This window comes from Pirellulales bacterium, from assembly GCA_035533075.1.
Lineage (GTDB): Bacteria > Planctomycetota > Planctomycetia > Pirellulales > JAICIG01 > DASSFG01.
The window spans coordinates 1-16,498 of record DATLUO010000295.1; the positions used below are offsets into that span (position 1 = coordinate 1).

The window sequence follows — 16,498 nt, forward strand, 5'->3', positions numbered from 1 at the left end:
CGGCTTTCCTCTCGCTCCAGCGAAAGGGCTACGGTCGGCACTTTGGCCGCGCGCGGCCGAAGTGCCTGCGGCCCGTTCGTCTCCGGCGGCACGCGCCGAGGCGACACGCGTGTCGCATGGGCACGGAGCAGACGGCTTTCCTCTCGCTCCAGCGAAAGGGCGACAGTCGGCAAATGCGCCGCGCGCGGCGCAAGTGAGGGCGGCCCGTTCGTCTCCGGCGGCACGCCGCCGAGGCGACACGCGTGTCGCATCGGCACGGAGAAAACGGCTTTCCTCTCGCGGAGATCGAAATCAACTTCAAGAAGGCAAACCGATGAGGATATCCGGCCGGCATTCGCGCGGCTAGCGGAGGCAAGGCGAGCGGAACTTCATTCCGCCGGCACGGTCACGGTCGATTTGCCGCCGTCCGGGCCGAGCAGCCGCAACTTGACTTCCGCGGTTTGTGAGGCGACTGCCTTGTAAAAATCGGACGGTTTTTCCACCGGCAGCGTGCCGACGTGCGTAATGAGCGTTCCCTGTCGAAGTCCGGCCTTCCAGGCCGGGCTGCCCTCGGCAATCTCGCGGACCGCCACGCAGGGCGCCGTCGATTCGTCCACGTTGGGCACCAGAAAAGGACCTACCAGGCGGGTGGTCGGCCGACGATAGTCGATCGTCGCTCCGCGCCAGGCGGGTGGCTTTTCGGTAAATGTTTGTGGAAGGCTCAGTGGGAGCTTGCCCAACACCACGCGCCGATCGAAGCGGGTGCTCTGCCCTGGACGCAGCACCGTCAACGTCACCGTAGTCTCCGGCGGAAATCTGCTGACCTGCAGCCGCAGACCGTCGAAGTCGTAAATCGGTTTGCCATCCACGTGCGTAATCACGTCGTCCGGTCTCAGGTTCGCCTTCCAGGCCGGACCGCCGTCTATGACGCCGGTGATCACGACGCCGTGAGTGTGCGAACCGGTCCGGTCGCGAGGCAGCGTGCTCGGCAGTGTGATGCCCAACATGCCATACTCGACCTCGCGGCCCTCCTTCAAAACCTGGATGATCCGCCGAAAGGCCTTATCGACCGGGATCGCGTACCCGGCCGCCTGCTCGAAGCCGGCGACGGCCGCCAGCGACGTGGTCAGTCCGACCATTTCGCCGCGCTTGTTGACGAGCGCGCCGCCGCTGGTGCCCAGATTGAGCCGGGCGTCGGTCTGAATCAACGTGCCGAACTCGTGCAGCGTCTTTTGCAGGTCGTCCTCGCCGGCCGCAGGGGCCTTGCGCGAAAGGTTGGCGACGATGCCCCAACTCGCGCTGGCCTGGCCGTCGCGAGCGATGCCATAAGGATTGCCCAGCGCGATCACGATTTGTCCCTTTTTCAACTTGGCCGCGTCGCCGAACTCGATGGGCACAAAGTCGCCCGGCCGCCGCAAATTGGGCGAGAACATCTCGAGCACGGCCAAATCGCTGGTGGCGTCGCTGGCTTTGACCTTCATCTCGAAGGTCTTTCGCTCGATGGTGGTGATGAAGTAATCGTTTTCTTTCGGATCCTCGCCCAGCACATGGCTGTTGGTGAGCACCAAGCCGGCGGCGTCGATGACGACCCCGGTCGAAAACTCGCTCGGCGCGTAGTTCAATTCAGACTGGCCGCCGATGCCCCGGCCCATGCCGGGATGCGTGTCGGCCAAGAATTGCGAGGACGGCATCCGCTTGCGTCGGGCGACGCTGACCACCGAGCGTTCCGCTCGCGCAATGGCCCGCGACATAACACGTTCGACAGCCGACACCAACTCCAGGTCGGCCGCGGCCTGGGCGTCGTCGGCCGCGGATGGGGCACGGTCGTCTTGCGCTATCCCCGGCGACGCAAAAGCGAAGAACAGCGAAAGAGAGAGGGAGAGAAGGAGAGACGGAGGGAGGGAAGTAACGAGCGATGCAACGGCGAGCGGCCAGACAGGCAACGAGCGATAACGGGCGCGGCGCAACGTCCCGTCCCTTCGCTCCGTCTCTCCGTCTCTCCGTCTCTCCGTCTCAATTCCCATGGTCGTGTGCTCTCGATTGTGTATCGGAAAGCACCGACCGACGAATACCACCCGCCTGCCGCAGGCGGGCCGCCGCGCACTTTCCGGATTATTCGGACGCCTGACCGTCGCTCTCACCGGCACTACCGGCCGCGGCCGCAATGGGCGCCGTGGGCACGGCCCCGCTGGCCAGGATCTTCTCACGCAAATCTTCGACCAGCGCGGGGTTTTCTTCGAGGTAGGCCCGTGCCCGTTCGCGGCCCTGGCCGATCTGCACGTCGCCGTAGCGGAACCAGGTTCCGGCGCGGACGATGAACTTGTGGGCCAGGGCCAAGTCGAGCACGTCTCCCTCGTAGCTGATGCCCTTACTGTGCATCATATCAAACTCGGCCACTCGGAAGGGAGGCGCGACCTTGTTTTTGACCACCTTGGCCCGCACCCGTTGCCCGACCACCTCTTCGCCCTCCTTGAGCTGGCCGATGCGGCGGACATCGATCCGGCACGAACTGTAAAACTTCAGCGCCCGTCCGCCGGGCGTCGTCTCCGGGCTGCCGAACATGACGCCGATCTTTTCGCGAATCTGATTGATGAAGATCACGCAGGTCTTGCTCTTGGAGATGACCCCGGTCAACTTGCGCATGGCCTGGCTCATCAAGCGGGCCTGCAGGCCGACGAACGTGTCGCCCATCTCGCCGTCGAGCTCCTTTTGCGGCACGAGAGCCGCCACCGAATCGATGACGATCACGTCGACGGCGTTCGACTTGATGAGCATCTCGGTGATGTTCATGGCCTCTTCGCCGCTGCCGGGCTGGCTCACCAGCAACGTTTCGAGCTCGACGCCCAGTTTTTTGGCCCAGCTTGGATCGAGCGCATGCTCGGCGTCGATGAAGGCCGCGATGCCGCCCGCCTTTTGGGCGCGGGCCACCACGTGCAGGGCGAGCGTGGTTTTGCCGCTCGACTCGGGGCCGAAGATTTCGACAATTCGGCCCTTGGGAACGCCCGACCCGCCCAGAGCCAGGTCGAGCGACAGGCTGCCGGTCGGAATGCCTTCGATTTGGGTGGCGTGCTCGCTGCCCAGCGGCATGATGGCGCCTTCGCCGAACTGCTTTTCGATTTGCGCCAAGGTGTTTTTGAGGTGGGTATTGCTGTCGAAGCGCGACGTGCCCGGTTCGCGACCACTTTTCTTTTCGGCCGGCTTGGCGGCGGACTTGGCCATGTTCGACTCTTTCTTGGACGTGCGATGGTTGGGTTTTGCGGCGCTAATCATGAACGAACACTCCTTTGCTGAATAAGGTGTACCTTAGTACCAATGTATCGACGTACACAGCAATTGGCAAGAGGAGGATCCGCAGGAATCTCGCGTCGCCGGAATTCCGGTTTCGCGCTGATTTTATCGGTGCGGGCGAGAAAAGATAAGGGGGGCCGGGGCCGCTTTGGCGCAAAGCTGGCCGAGTTTGATGCCGACCTGGGCGAGAGTCGCCCCTTCGTCGGCGACGAAAGGTGGCTGGGGCAAAGCTGGCGGAGTTCGATGCCGACCGTCAAAAAAGCGCTGTCGGCCAGCGATGCCCCGGTGATGCGATCCGGGGCATCGGTTGGCCGCAGAGTCGTCGAGTTTGTTCGACCCTTTACCTGGCCAACCTCTGTCCCAGCCACCGCCGCTATCGCCGGACATCCTCCCGCAGTGACAACGAGATTGGAACAACCACGCCATTCCGCTTGCGGGGCAAGCGGGCTACCGAACAGCCCGAACAATGCGAACAGCCCGTCGACGGAGTGAATTGGCACCACGCGCGGTGCCCGACGTACAGCGCGGCCATGAGAACCGCGCTTAAGGCTGCCACATTCTGCCAATCGAGAAACACCCGAAATCCCTCCGCTTACGTCGAAAACAGCATCCCGGCCTGATAGGTGATCCACGCCCCAGCATAGGCCAACACCGTCATGTAGGCAAACGTGAACGCCGGCCAAAGCCAGGAGTTCGTCTCGCGCTTGATGACCACTAGGGTCGAAGCACATTGAGCGCAGAGAGCGAAAAAGACCATGATCGACAGCGCCACCGGAATGTTAAACACCGGCCGATCCGTTCCTTCCCACATCGCTTGCCGCAACACACTCTGCAAGCGGTTGCGGTCGCCGCTGTCGTCCACGTCGATCTCTTCGCCCAGATTATAGATAATGCCCAATGTGGCAACGACCACCTCACGAGCAGGAAACGAAGCAATGGCCGCCGAACCGATCCGCCAGTCCCAGCCCAGCGGCCTGACCGCCGGTTCGATCCAATGCCCAAGGCGGCCCAAAATGCTCTGCCGGTGGTAAGCGCCTGCGATTTCATGCCGCAGCTCGCTCTGTTCGTCTTCGAGTGCGGACCGCCGAGGATCGCCTGCCGGCAACTGCGCCAGGCGGCGTTCGATCTGGCCTTTCCTCGCCTGGAAAGGCGCCTCGACAACCGCGGCGTTGTGGGGATAGTAGAGAGCGGCCCACACCAGCACCGACACGGCGACCACCAGCGTGCCTGCCCGACGCACGAACGACCAGCCGCGTTCCAGCATGCGGTGCAGCACCGTCGTCGCCGCGGGCCACTTGTAGGTCGGCAGCTCCATGACGAACGGCGGCGTCGGCCCGCGCAACAACGTGCGTTTGAGCACCAGCGCCACGACGACCGCCGTAACGATGCCGATCAGATACATGGCGGTCATCGTCAGTCCCTGCAAGCCGATCACGCCGCCGACGTAGGAGCGGTCTGGAATGAAGGCGGCGATCAACAGCGTATAAACCGGCAGCCGAGCGCTGCAGCTCATCAAAGGCGCCACCAGGATCGTCGTCAGGCGGTCGCGGCGGTTCTCGATGACGCGGGTGGCCATGACGCCGGGTATGGCGCAGGCAAAGGACGACAAGAGCGGAATGAACGACTTGCCGCTCAGCCCGACACGCGACATCAGCTTGTCCATCAGATAGGCCGCCCGTGCCATATAGCCGCAGTCTTCGAGCACGGCGATGAAAAAGAAGAGAATCACGATTTGCGGCAGGAAAATAACCACGCTGCCCACGCCGCCGATCAGTCCCCTGACGAGCAGGCTTTGAAACGCGCCCTCCGGCAATGCTTGCTGCACCGCATCGGAGACGGCGCCGATGGCCATTTCGATCCACTCCATCGGCCAGGCAGCCACACGGAACACCGACTGAAAGACGACCACCATCATTGCCAGGAAGAACAGCGTGCCCCACAGCCGGTGTGTGAGCAGGCGATCGATGCGGTCGCTCAACGTCTTGGGGCGGACCGAGGGCCGAGTGACGACGCCTTCCAAAATCTGCGCCACCCAGGAGTAGCGGGCCATGGCCTCGACCGCCGGCACAGCACAACCGGCTTGCGCCAGTCGATTGCGTGCGTCGCGCAAGTCGCCGGCCAGCGCTGCCCGGCCGTTGGTCAGCAGATGCTTTTCCAGATAACCCGACGTGTCGAGCAGCAGACGCTCAACCAAGGGCCGCGGAATCGGGACCGCACCCGGCTGGTCGCCGGGTTCGTTCATCAACTGGGCAATCCGATCGACTTCATGCTTGAAGGGCTGCGGAAAGGGAGTCTCGACCGGCGATCGGGTTTCACCGGCCACTCGCAGCAATGCCGCTTTCACTTCGTCCAATCCGCGGCGTTTGTTGGCCTGCGTTTCGACGACGGGCACTCCTAGCCGCTTGCCGAGTTGAGCAACGTCGATCGCAATGCCGCGCTGTCGCGCCACGTCGGTCATGTTCAAGGCCAATACGGTCGGCAAGCCGAGCTCCAGCACTTGGCTGACCAGATAGAGGTTGCGTTCCAGATTGCTGGCATCGACGATGCACAGCACGGCGTCGATCGGCGGAGCATCGTCCTGACGGCCCAGCAGCACGTCGACGGCCACCATTTCGTCGGGCGAACGAGGCGCCAGGCTGTACGTGCCGGGCAGATCGACGAGCGCTACCGCACGTCCGTCGCACTCCATATAGCCGATCTTCTTCTCGACCGTCACGCCCGGATAGTTGCCCACTCGCTGCCGCACGCCCGCCAAGGCCCCGAACAGCGTGGATTTGCCCGTATTGGGATTTCCCAGGAGTGCGACGGCGAGTGTCTGAGAGCGGGTGGCGGTCGACATGGGCTATTAGAGCGGCTCGACTTCGACGCGTGCTGCCTCGCTTTTGCGAACACTGAGGCGGTAGCCCCGCACTTCGAGTTCGAGCGGATCGCCCAGCGGGGCTTGCCCGACCACCAACACCTCGACGCCCGGCGTGAGACCCATTTCCAGCAACCGCATGCTCACGTCGTCGCCACCGGCGATCTGAATGACGCGCGCCCGCTTGCCCACGGCGAGTTTTGCCAGCGGGGTCACACGGCGGCCCCCGGCTTGACCAGCACGCTGAGCAGTTCGTCGGCCCGAAAACCGAGCTTCTGGCAACCGAGTCTCAGGATGCAGGGGCTACCCGGCTGGACCATCTCGATCGGTGCGCCATTGCGCAATCCCATTTCGTTCAAGCGATGCACGTGATCGGCACAGCCCAGCACGGCGGCGACGATGGCGGTGGCTCCGGCGCCAAGTTGGCAAAGCGGCACAAGATCGCAAAGCGTGTCGTTCACTGAGGGCCTTACTCTGGTAGATTTGACGTTGCGGGCGGGTTTTTCAATAGGCGGGCGAATTTGGCCTGGCGGCTAATTGCGACAGCGTCTCAAACTCAACAACGATTCTAATGACTGTTCGTCGGCTTGGCAACAGTCGCGGCTGAAGTTTTTTGAGGGCGGAGGCGCCGCAGGCGGAGAAGGCGTGGGGTGCGAGTGTTCTTACCAGCGAAAAGAGGCTATTATGGCGAAATGGGTACAAATGGGTACCGACCAGACCCGGCAGCCAAGCAACGGGCGGCGGCTTTTTCGGCCAGATGGGTATGGGTGGCATGGGCATGGCGATGCCAGCCCCCCCGCGAGCCGATCACCGATTGGAGCGACTTTGTCATCGTCGGTCACTCGCTGTGGGCGCTTCTTCTCGCAGTTGCCGGGGGCATGTTCGCATCTTGGTGTCAGCGAACTGGGAGACCGGATAGAGGCAAGGGGGCATAAATGGCCCTTGGCCGTGGCGCGTGGCTCCTCACGGCGTGTCGAGAATCTCTTGCCAGTTATTGGCTTCGATCGCCCGGCGGAGCATCCGCTTCAGGCGGCCGAGATCGGTGACGCTCGCCAAATCGGCCCGAACGGTCTCGTCGCATGGGCCAAGCCGGGCCTCGCCAACCACCACAACACTTTCCCGTGTGGCTTTTGTCTGCCCTTTCTCGTCCCCTCGTTCCGTAACGTTTGACAACCGGGGCGCCGGAGATTAAGGTCACAGGTTGTTGCACCTTCGATCAACTCGGCCGGAAGCTGTTTCCGGCCGGTTGCCAGGTTCCCACCCTTGCCTGGACGCATCAAGGCCGCAACTTCCCGCCGCGCCGCCCCCAGCCGCGACGCACGATTGAATCACGCCTAACCGAAATAAAGGACCAAGCTGCAATGAAGCAGTCTCTGTTGCCAGCCTTGGTAATTACCGCCTGCCTTGCCGGAACGCTTTTGGCCCAGCCTCCGGTCGTCAGCTACCCTGCGCCCGCGGCCGTGGTGCCCGGTGCGTCAACCGACCTGACCCTTTTCGGCACGAACATGGCCGGGCCGACCGCGCTGTGGACCAATCTCCCTTCAGCCAAGATCGAACTCGCACCGGGCATCGAAGGCAACGGTACAAAAGCCGATCAGGTCGTCTATCGCTGCACGCTGGCGGCGGAAGCGCCCGTGGGCGTCTACGCCTTCCGTTTGGCCACGGGCAAAGGCGTCTCGAACACTCGCCTGCTGATGGTCGACGACCTCGCTAGCGTGGCCGACAACGGCAACAACAAGTCGTTGGCAACCGCCCAGCCGCTCACGTTTCCCACCGCGGTCGATGGAGCCGCCGAGGCCGAGAGCTATGACTTTTACAAGCTGACGGTGCCTTCGGGCCAGCGGATCAGCGTCGAGGTTGTGGCACGGCGTCTAGGTTCGGCACTCGATCCCGTGGTTCGCCTGCTCGACGCCGCCGGCCGTGAACTGGCCTACAGCGACGATGAGCCGGGCATCGGCGCCGATTGCCGCTTTGTCTATCAGGCGCCCACGGCTGGCGACTACTATCTGGAACTGCGAGACATTCGCTATCAAGGCAGCCCGAACCATCGCTATCGCCTGCGGATCGGCAACTTTCCGCTGGTGAACACGCCGTTCCCCTTGGCGGGCCAGAAAGGAACCTCGCCCAAACTGACCGCGGCGGGGCCGTCGAGCGACGAAGTATCGCCGCTGAGTATTGCGGTTCCGTTTGATGTGGCCAGCGGGCGGCTGCCGATGGCCATCAAGTATGCCCAAGGCCAAGGCTCGGCCGGCCTATCGCTGATCGCCTCCGGCGGGCCGGAGCAGGTCGAGTTCGAACCGAACGACGCGCCCGAAAATGCCACCGCGGTCGCTCTGCCTTTTTCGATCAACGGCCGCTTCGAGACACCCAAGGACCGCGACTGGTTCGAGTTTCCAGCCAAGAAGGGGCAACGCTTCTTGTTCACGGGGCGCACGCGCAGCATCGGCTCGCCGACCGATCTGTTCATGCGGATTTATAACGCGGCCGGGGGCGTGCTGGTCGAAGCCGAAGATTCCGGCATGGACGAGGGCGTACTGAATTTCACGTTCCCAGAAGACGCCAACTATCGGCTGATGGTCGAAGATTTGCTCCACCGGGGCGGGCCCGATCAGGTGTATCGAATCGACATCACGCCTTATCAGCCGGGCTTCTCGTTGGCCGTCGATGCCGAAAAGTACGACGTGCCTAAAGGCGGCGTGTTCGTGACCAAAGTCACAGCGGTGCGCCGCGACTACAACGGGCCCATTACGCTAACCATCGACGGCATCGCAGGGACGGCCGTCGCCAACAATGTCATCCCCGAAGGCAAGAACGAAACGACGATCAGCGTGACTGTGCCGCCGAACTTGGAGAGCGGCCAGCTTCATCCGATTCGCGTCATCGGGCAGGCGAAAGTCGGCGAGAATGAATTCCGCACGGCGGCCAGTACGCTGGTGCCGTTGCGGACACAACTCAACGGCCTGCCTTACCCGCCGTCGGAACTCGATGGTTCGATCGGTCTGGGCATTGGCCCGGTGTTCGCCGAGTTCTTCCAGCTTTCGGTCGAGCCTTCGCCCGTGGTCTTTGCGCAGGTGGCCGCCGCGGCCACGCTGACCGTCAAGACGACCAAGGCGAATGGCTTCGACGACAATATCACGTTGGCGGTCGACGGCTTGCCGCCCGGCGTTACGGCCACGGCCGCGCCGATTCCCAAGGGTCAGGCACAGGTGGCTATTCCGTTGACCGGGCCTGGAGCGCTGGCCGAGGGCGATTACAAATTCCGCATCGTCGGCTCGGCGACGTTTCAGAATCAGCCGCGGCAGGTGGTGCTGGGCGACGTGGTGCTGCGCGTGGTCAAGCCGTTTGAAGTGAGCGTATCGCCAGCCGGCCCGATGAACCGCGGCGCGGCCCAAAAGATCAAGTTCAGCGTTGCCCGCACGGCCGCAACGGGGCCGGTGGCCATTCGACTCAAACACATTCCGGCCGGCTTGAATATGCCGGCGGAGATTACGATCCCCGAAGGACAGACCGAGGTGCAGATCGACGTCACGGCGGCAGCCGACATGCCGCTGGGCGAGTGCAAAGTGGTCGCCGTGGCCACCAGCAAGGTGAAAGACAAACTGGTCGCCGTCGAGAGCGCCCCCGTGGTGCTGCAAGTGGCGATGCCATAACTTGGGAGGAAGCCATGTATCTGCAACAGAACGCGAACACCGAGAGGAAGGGGATTTTGGATTTTGGATTTTGGATTTTGGATTCCAATCCAAAATCGAAAATCCAAAATCGAAAATGGTGGCGCGTCGCGATAGCGAGTGCCGTTCTCTTACTTGCCAGCTCATTCTCGAAGGCGGCCGATCTGGAGCCCATCGTCGTCGGCACGCCCGAACGAATCGAAGTCTATCCGCCGCAGGTCAAGCTCGGCACGACCCGTGGCCGAATGCAATTGGTTGTCACCGGATACTATGCCGGGGGCGGCGTCCAAGACCTGACCCGCGCATCGCAGTTCCTCTCCACCAGCGATCAGGTGGCCAAACTTTCCGGCAGCGCCGTGCTGCCGGTAGCCAACGGCAAGGCCGATGTGCTGGTTCACGTCGCCGGACAAGAAGTGAAGGTGCCGGTCGAAGTCGTCGGTCAAGAGACCGCCGAACGAGTCAGTTTCAACTACGGCACGTTGGCGGCACTGTCGAAGCAGGGTTGCAACCAGGGCGCCTGCCACGGCTCGCCCAGCGGCAAGGGCGGCTTTCGTCTCTCCTTGCGGGCTTACGACGCACCGCTCGATCAGCTCACCTTGGTCCGCGAGGCCTACGGCCGCCGCACCAATCCCATGGAGCCGGAAAAAAGTCTGATTCTGCAAAAGCCGCTGATGCAAGTGGCCCACGGCGGCGGGCAGCGGCTCCGCAAAGGCGATCCCAGCTATGAACTCCTGCACGACTGGATCGCGCAGGGATGCCAGTTCGATCCGGCCGACGCTCCCGCCTGCGTGAAGGTCGATGTCTATCCGCGGCAGCGCATTTTGCACCGCCCGGCGCACACGCAGCAAATCCACGTGTTGGCCCATTTCTCCGACGGCTCGGTGCGCGACATCACGCAGCTTGCCTCGTATTCCAGCTCCGACGACGCCGTGGCCTCCGTCGACGCCAACGGCGTGGTGGTCGGCAACGACCGCGGCGAGGCGGCGATCCTCGTGCGCTACCTCGACAAGATCGAGACGGCCTACCTGATGTTCCTCAAGGACGTGCCGGGCTTCGCCTGGAACAACCCGCCGGAGCACAACTACGTCGACAAGTTCGTGTTCGAGAAGTTGCACCAGTTGCAGATTCTGCCGTCCGATGTTTGCAGCGACGAAGAGTTCGTCCGCCGCGTCTATCTCGACGTGATCGGCGAGCTGCCGACGGTGGCCGAGAGCCAGGCGTTTCTGGCCGATGCCGACTCGCAGAAGCGGGCCAAGCTGATCGACGCTCTTTTGGAGCGGCCGGAGTTCGCCGACTTCTGGGCCTTGAAATGGGCCGATTTGCTGCGGCTGCGGAACAACAAGGTGACGGCCACCGGCGTGCCGAAATTCCATCATTGGGTCGTCCGGGCATGGCGCACGAACATGCCTTACGACCAGTTCGCCCGTGATCTGTTGATGGCCGACGGCAGCACCTTCGACAATCCGCCCGCCAATTACTTCCGCACGGCGAACGACACGAACGACTGCACCGAAACGACTTCGCAGCTCTTTCTCGGCATCCGCATTCAATGCGCCAAGTGCCACAACCACCCCTTCGAGCGCTGGACGCAAGACAACTACTACGGCATCGGCGCCTTTTTCAATCGCGTGCAGCGGAAGCCAAGCCCGCGGCCGGAAGAGCTGGTGGTGTGGGTGGCGAGGGGCGGCGAAGTGACACAGCCCCGCACCGGCAAACAGATGAAGCCCTGGCTGCCCTTGGTCGGCGACGCCGACTTGCCGGGCGAACTCGATCGCCGGCAGGCCTTCGTCGATTGGCTGGTGCGGCCCGACAATCCGTTCTTCGCCAAGGTCGAGGTAAACCGCCTCTGGGGTCATCTGCTTGGCCGCGGCATCGTCGACCCGGTCGATGACTTCCGCGACTCGAACCCGCCGGCCAGCGCCGCCTTGCTCGACGCGTTGGCCAAAGATTTCGTCGATCATCACTTCGACCGCAAACATATTTTGCGGACCATCCTCAACAGCCGCACGTATCAGCTCAGCTCGCGGAAGAACGACTTCAACACCAGCGACGTGAAATACTTCTCTCACTCGCGGACGCGGCTGTTGTCTGCCGAGCAATTGCTCGACGCCATCTGCCAGGTGACGAGTGTGGCCGAAAAGTTCGCCGGGCTGCCGCTGGGCACGCGGGCCACGCAGTTGCCCAGCCCCGACGTCGATAACTACTTTTTGAAAGTCTTCGGCCAGCCGGCCCGCGAGACGGCCTGCCAATGCGAGCGGTCGAGCGATTCGAACCTGTCGCAGGCGCTGCAGATGATCAACGGGCCGCTGGTCCACGGCAAGGTGCGCGACGAGAACAACCGTTTCCGCCAGTTATTGAAAGGCGGCAAGACCAACCAGGAGATTGTCACCGAGTTATACCTGGCGGCGTTTGCCCGCAAGCCGAGCGACCACGAGATGACGATCGCCACGAACCACATCGCGGCCAGCGGCGACCAGGTCCGCGGGCTGGAGGACGTCTGCTGGGCCCTTTTGAACGCGAATGAGTTTTTGTTTCAACATTGATGCATGGCGGTGCTTTACCATGGTACGAGCCGTGCTTTTGCGACGGTATTGGCTGGCTCGGCGGCAGCCGGTGGAATCGATGTGACTCGTGGAAGAGGTGAATTTGGCCGTGGATTTTATACGCAGAACTCCGGTGCGAACGCCGCGCGCCGCGGGCAAACGCTTTATGGGAACAACAGCGCCGTGCTCCTTCTGGCGATCGACGATCAAGCGTATCACGGGTTGAACTTAAAACGGCTAACGCTGAATATGGCGCAGATGCTGAACGCTCGGTTGAGAGCGAGCCATTCGCAACATCTTTATACAACGGTACATGATGCCATCGTGGGCCCATTGGTTTATCAACCTCGGATCGAGCAGCAGAAATTTCAAAGCGCGAACGCACAGACGCTGTTGAATGGGCCGCTTACCCAACGTACGGTAAAATGATGCTCGATCGGAGAAGGTCATGGCGTATGTGCATAGCCTCGTGAGGACGGAAGTCAACGGAAAAGTGGGATGGTGCGCTCCGGCCGAGGTCGGTGAGGCCTCCCCACACTACATCAGTTTTGTGATTCCCGTCGGCGAGAATCGTGACTTTTTTTCGCAGTACATCTGTGAGACCGTCGTCGCCGAGAGTGGCGAGAGGCGACGCGAACAGCATGAATTGCTTCAACAGGGGAAGGATTCGTTCGTGTTGCACCTGGGCGAGTTGGAGGTGTGGTTCAGCGTGCGGCCGGTTGCGAAATCCGAACTGCGGTCGCCCTATCTTGGCCGTCTCCAGCACGCCGATTTTGCGCTTCTATTAACGGAAATCGAACCAGAAGAGCCAGATCTGCTCGACCAGCTTTACGAGAAGAAGAATACATTTGTCATCGGTTGCGAGCCGTTTTCGCATTACTCGGGTGTTGAGAAACTGGCGAGCAACCATTTAGCTGAAAGGTAATTCAATGACGTCGAGGCTTGTCTTTATTCTCTGCGTATTCGGTTTGGCCACCAGCCCCGGGACACCCGCTTCCCTCGCCCAAGACCAGCCGGCCGCCGTTGGCTTTTCCAAAGACATCGCGCCGGTCCTGCTGAAAAATTGCCAGGCCTGTCACGGGCAAAACGACGCCAAGGGCGGCTTTCAGCTTGTCAATTACACCGCGCTGATGAAGCCGGGCGACTCCAGCTCGGCGTCGATCACGCCCGGCAAGCCCGATGACAGCGAAGTGCTGCGGCTGATCAACTCGCCAGACAAGGACGAGCGGATGCCCAAGGACGGCGATCCGCTGCCGGCCGACAAGATCGCGCTGATCAAGAAATGGATCGAAGAAGGGGCCAAGTTCGACGGTCCCGACCCCAACGCCACGCTGGCCTCGATCGCGCCCAAAGAGCCGCGGCCGGCCGCGCCGCAGGCCTACGCGCGCACCATTCCGCTCACCGCTTTGGCGTTCCGGCCCGACGGCCAGGAGATGGCCGTCGGCGGCTACTATGAAATCACCATCTGGAATCCGGCCACCGGTGCCTTGCTGCGCCGCATCGGCAACGTCGATCAGCGGACTTTCGCCTTGGCGTACAACAACGACGGCACGCTCTTGGCCGCGGCCAGCGGCACGCCGGGAGTCTCCGGCGAAGTCGCTCTTTTCGATCCCAACCAAGGCACGGTCGCCAAGATGCTCGCCAACATGTCCGATGTGGCCATGGACGTGCAGTTCAACCCGGCCGGAAACAAGCTGGCTGCTTGTTCGGCCGACCGCTCCATCCGCATCTTCGACGTCGCCACCGGCGCGCAGGACAAGATCATCGAAGACCATGCCGACTGGGTGATGGGCATCGCCTGGAGTCCCGATGGCACGAAGCTCGCCTCGGCCAGCCGCGACAAGACGGCCAAGGTGTTCGACGCCGTCAAAGGCGAGTCGCTGGCCACCTTCCCCGGCCATCAAGAAGCGGTGTATGGCGTTTCGTTCTCGGCCGACGGCACGCAGATCCTCACGGGCGGCGGCAATAAAGTGGTCCACGTGTGGAAGCCCGACGACGGCGCCAAGATCGCCGACATCGGCGGCTTCGGCGGCGAGGTGTTTAAGGTGTTGGTGCGGAAAGATATGGTTTATACCTGTTCGGCCGACAAGACCGCCCGGCAGCACAAGACGGCCGACCGCGGGCAGGTGCGCGTCTTCAGCGGCCATACCGATTGGATTTACTCGCTGGCCTACAACGAAGCGACGCAGCGGCTGGCCACCGGCAGTTTCGACGGCGAAGTGCGGGTTTGGAACCTGGCCGACGGCGCCCAAGTGGCCGCCTTCAAGGCCGCTCCCGGTTATGCTCCTCCTGCCGCCCCGGCCTCGGCGGCTGCAAAATAAATGTCGCCCGAACGCTGGCTGCGACGATTGCTCAGGGCGCTGGGCGTCTGGGACCTGTTGGCCCTCGGCGCCGTGGTGATGCCTCAAGCCTGGATGGCCGCCGTCCATGCCTGGCTGGGAATGGGCACGCTTCCGCATGCGCCGGTGGTCGATTACCTGGCCCGCAGCGCATCGTTGATGTACGCCCAGCACGCCTTAGTTTTCTTGTTCCTCAGCGGCGACGTCCGCCGCTATCGGCCGTTGATCCATTTTATGGCGGTGGTCGCGATGGTGTCGGGCGGCATCATGTTGGCCATCGACCTCGTGGCGGCCATTCCCTTGTTTTGGACGCTGATCGAGGGACCGGGCTACATCGTGCTGGCGTTGGCGGTGCTGGCACTCGGCCGGCACGTTACGCCCGACCGGGAAAAGTCGGGCGGTTAGCCTCCGGAGACTGACGGGCCGTCGGCAAACGCGTCGCGCGCGGCGCATTTGGCGACCGTAGCCGACACCGAAACGGTGGCCAAGCGAGCGACGCGATTGGCCGGCATGTTGAAGAATGCCGCGCAGGACGCTCGCGAGCCGGACGAGCGGATGAGCCACGCTATTCCACGACGGCAGATCGAAACCTGGCTATGCATCTTGACGGGGGTTGTCGTGGATGAAGAGGAGGATTGCAAGGGGAAACACCGACCAAGCACATCCAACGGGCTTGTAAAAACGGTACAATGCGTGCTCTGGCCTGGGGCCTTGAAACCGAAACGCGGATAAACCAGTCATGCCATCCCCATTTCCGGGAATGAATCCCTTCCTCGAGCAAGCGGACGCCTGGGAGGACTTCCAACAGGACTTTCTCGTCCGTGCGCGCGAAGCGCTGATGGCTGAGGTCGGCAAGAATTATCTTGTCAAAATTGAAGCACGGCTTTATTTGCACGAACTTTCGGCGGAGGAGCGCCGATTTTTCGGACGCGCCGATGTGGCCGTGGCCTCACGCGCCGAAAAACACGAGCCCTCCACCGCTGCCAGCGTGGCGGCGCCGGTGCAATTGGTGCTGCCCGCCGTCGATGTCGAGCGGCAGACGTTTCTGGAAATCCGCGACCGGCGAAATCGGCGTGTGGTCAGCGTGGTGGAATTGCTGAGCCCCGCGAGCAAGACCCCCGGCGCCGACCGCGACGCCTACTTGGGTAAGCGCGGCGAAATCCTGGCGGGACAGACGCACCTGGTGGAGATCGATCTCCGACGCGGCGGAAAGCGGCCACACCCGCCCGATTTGCCGCCGTGCGACTACTATGCGCTGGTCAGCCGCTACGAAGACCGCCCGAAGGTCGGATTTTGGCCGATCGCTTTGCGCGAGCGGTTGCCGGTCGTGCGAGTGCCCCTTGCCGCGCCCGATCCCGACGCGCATCTCGACTTGCAAGGCGTGCTCGACCGCGCTTATGACGCGGCCGGCTTCGGCACTTATATCTACAGCGAAACCCCGGAGCCGCCCTTGGCGCCGGACGAGGCCGCCTGGGCCGCCACATTCCTGCCGAATCGGGATTGATCCTGCCCGCGATCCGAGGCAACGCCATGATAGACCAGGAAAAGCTGCCATGTGGGAATTGAGTTATTGTACCTCGGCGCGCACCGCGATCCCATCCGCCCAAGGCGGTTTTTAAAAAAGCTCAAGTTGACGCGACGAATCGTTCACGAGCCATCTCTGTCGGTGGAAGCGAGTCCCAACGGGCTGTTCTCGCCAACCTGGTATATACGGGGCTCGCGTCGCCAAGCTGCCTTATCCGGCGTTCAGCCCCCGACAGAGCGCCATACTTTTCTACGACCTTGGCACACGCTGCGGATCGCACCGCGGCCTGGCACTGGCCA

Annotated in this window: 14 protein-coding genes; 7 read left to right on the forward strand and 7 right to left on the reverse strand. The window is 62.6% G+C overall.

The genetic code is table 11. The features are described from left to right. From VNH11_36175 to VNH11_36205, 7 genes are all read right to left on the reverse strand, one after another. A partial coding sequence (locus VNH11_36175) for a hypothetical protein (GenBank protein HVA51836.1) occupies positions 1–251 on the reverse strand: 251 nt, incomplete at its 3' end. A gap of 117 nt (positions 252–368) precedes the next feature. Then, positions 369–2,003 (reverse strand): trypsin-like peptidase domain-containing protein, encoded by a 1,635-nt coding sequence (locus tag VNH11_36180; protein HVA51837.1) that lies wholly within the window; start codon positions 2,001–2,003, stop codon positions 369–371. A gap of 88 nt (positions 2,004–2,091) precedes the next feature. Then, complete coding sequence (gene recA, locus VNH11_36185) at positions 2,092–3,249, reverse strand: recombinase RecA (GenBank protein HVA51838.1); 1,158 nt, start codon at positions 3,247–3,249, stop codon at positions 2,092–2,094. A gap of 610 nt (positions 3,250–3,859) precedes the next feature. Next, a complete protein-coding gene (gene feoB, locus VNH11_36190; GenBank protein HVA51839.1) occupies positions 3,860–6,106 on the reverse strand; it encodes a ferrous iron transport protein B in 2,247 nt (748 codons plus the stop codon). 6 nt (positions 6,107–6,112) lie between these two features. After that, on the reverse strand, positions 6,113–6,340 hold the full coding sequence (locus VNH11_36195) for a ferrous iron transport protein A (GenBank protein ID HVA51840.1): 228 nt from the start codon (positions 6,338–6,340) through the stop codon (positions 6,113–6,115). Then, positions 6,337–6,585, reverse strand: a complete 249-nt coding sequence (locus tag VNH11_36200) for a FeoA family protein (GenBank protein ID HVA51841.1) — start codon at positions 6,583–6,585, stop codon at positions 6,337–6,339. Before VNH11_36200 ends, VNH11_36195 begins: the two co-directional genes overlap by 4 nt. A gap of 502 nt (positions 6,586–7,087) precedes the next feature. Continuing rightward, positions 7,088–7,234 (reverse strand): hypothetical protein, encoded by a 147-nt coding sequence (locus VNH11_36205; GenBank protein ID HVA51842.1) that lies wholly within the window; start codon positions 7,232–7,234, stop codon positions 7,088–7,090. 251 nt (positions 7,235–7,485) lie between these two features. Between VNH11_36205 and VNH11_36210 the strand changes: the two genes are divergently transcribed. The 7 genes from VNH11_36210 (at position 7,486) to VNH11_36240 (ending at position 16,178) form a co-directional block, all read left to right on the forward strand. Then, positions 7,486–9,774, forward strand: coding sequence for a PPC domain-containing protein (locus VNH11_36210; GenBank protein HVA51843.1), 2,289 nt, complete (start codon positions 7,486–7,488; stop codon positions 9,772–9,774). Positions 9,775–9,788: 14 nt separating this feature from the next. Then, on the forward strand, positions 9,789–12,335 hold the full coding sequence (locus VNH11_36215) for a DUF1549 domain-containing protein (GenBank protein ID HVA51844.1): 2,547 nt from the start codon (positions 9,789–9,791) through the stop codon (positions 12,333–12,335). A 3-nt stretch (positions 12,336–12,338) separates the two neighbouring features. Further along, positions 12,339–12,764, forward strand: coding sequence for a hypothetical protein (locus VNH11_36220; GenBank protein ID HVA51845.1), 426 nt, complete (start codon positions 12,339–12,341; stop codon positions 12,762–12,764). A gap of 19 nt (positions 12,765–12,783) precedes the next feature. Next, positions 12,784–13,260 (forward strand): hypothetical protein, encoded by a 477-nt coding sequence (locus VNH11_36225; GenBank protein ID HVA51846.1) that lies wholly within the window; start codon positions 12,784–12,786, stop codon positions 13,258–13,260. Positions 13,261–13,264: 4 nt separating this feature from the next. After that, entirely contained in the window at positions 13,265–14,656 is a 1,392-nt protein-coding gene (locus VNH11_36230; protein ID HVA51847.1) for a c-type cytochrome domain-containing protein, read from the forward strand. Continuing rightward, positions 14,657–15,079 (forward strand): hypothetical protein, encoded by a 423-nt coding sequence (locus VNH11_36235; protein HVA51848.1) that lies wholly within the window; start codon positions 14,657–14,659, stop codon positions 15,077–15,079. Between the two features lie 334 nt (positions 15,080–15,413). Further along, complete coding sequence (locus tag VNH11_36240; GenBank protein ID HVA51849.1) at positions 15,414–16,178, forward strand: DUF4058 family protein; 765 nt, start codon at positions 15,414–15,416, stop codon at positions 16,176–16,178. The last annotated feature ends 320 nt before the right edge of the window (positions 16,179–16,498 follow it).

Coding starts and splice junctions, on each gene's coding strand:
- VNH11_36180 (HVA51837.1), bottom strand. CDS start 2,003: ATGGGAATTGAGACGGAGAGACGGAGAGACGGAGAGACGGAGCGAAGG.
- recA (HVA51838.1), bottom strand. CDS start 3,249: ATGATTAGCGCCGCAAAACCCAACCATCGCACGTCCAAGAAAGAGTCG.
- feoB (HVA51839.1), bottom strand. CDS start 6,106: ATGTCGACCGCCACCCGCTCTCAGACACTCGCCGTCGCACTCCTGGGA.
- VNH11_36210 (HVA51843.1), top strand. CDS start 7,486: ATGAAGCAGTCTCTGTTGCCAGCCTTGGTAATTACCGCCTGCCTTGCC.
- VNH11_36215 (HVA51844.1), top strand. CDS start 9,789: ATGTATCTGCAACAGAACGCGAACACCGAGAGGAAGGGGATTTTGGAT.
- VNH11_36220 (HVA51845.1), top strand. CDS start 12,339: ATGGCGGTGCTTTACCATGGTACGAGCCGTGCTTTTGCGACGGTATTG.
- VNH11_36225 (HVA51846.1), top strand. CDS start 12,784: ATGGCGTATGTGCATAGCCTCGTGAGGACGGAAGTCAACGGAAAAGTG.
- VNH11_36230 (HVA51847.1), top strand. CDS start 13,265: ATGACGTCGAGGCTTGTCTTTATTCTCTGCGTATTCGGTTTGGCCACC.
- VNH11_36235 (HVA51848.1), top strand. CDS start 14,657: ATGTCGCCCGAACGCTGGCTGCGACGATTGCTCAGGGCGCTGGGCGTC.
- VNH11_36240 (HVA51849.1), top strand. CDS start 15,414: ATGCCATCCCCATTTCCGGGAATGAATCCCTTCCTCGAGCAAGCGGAC.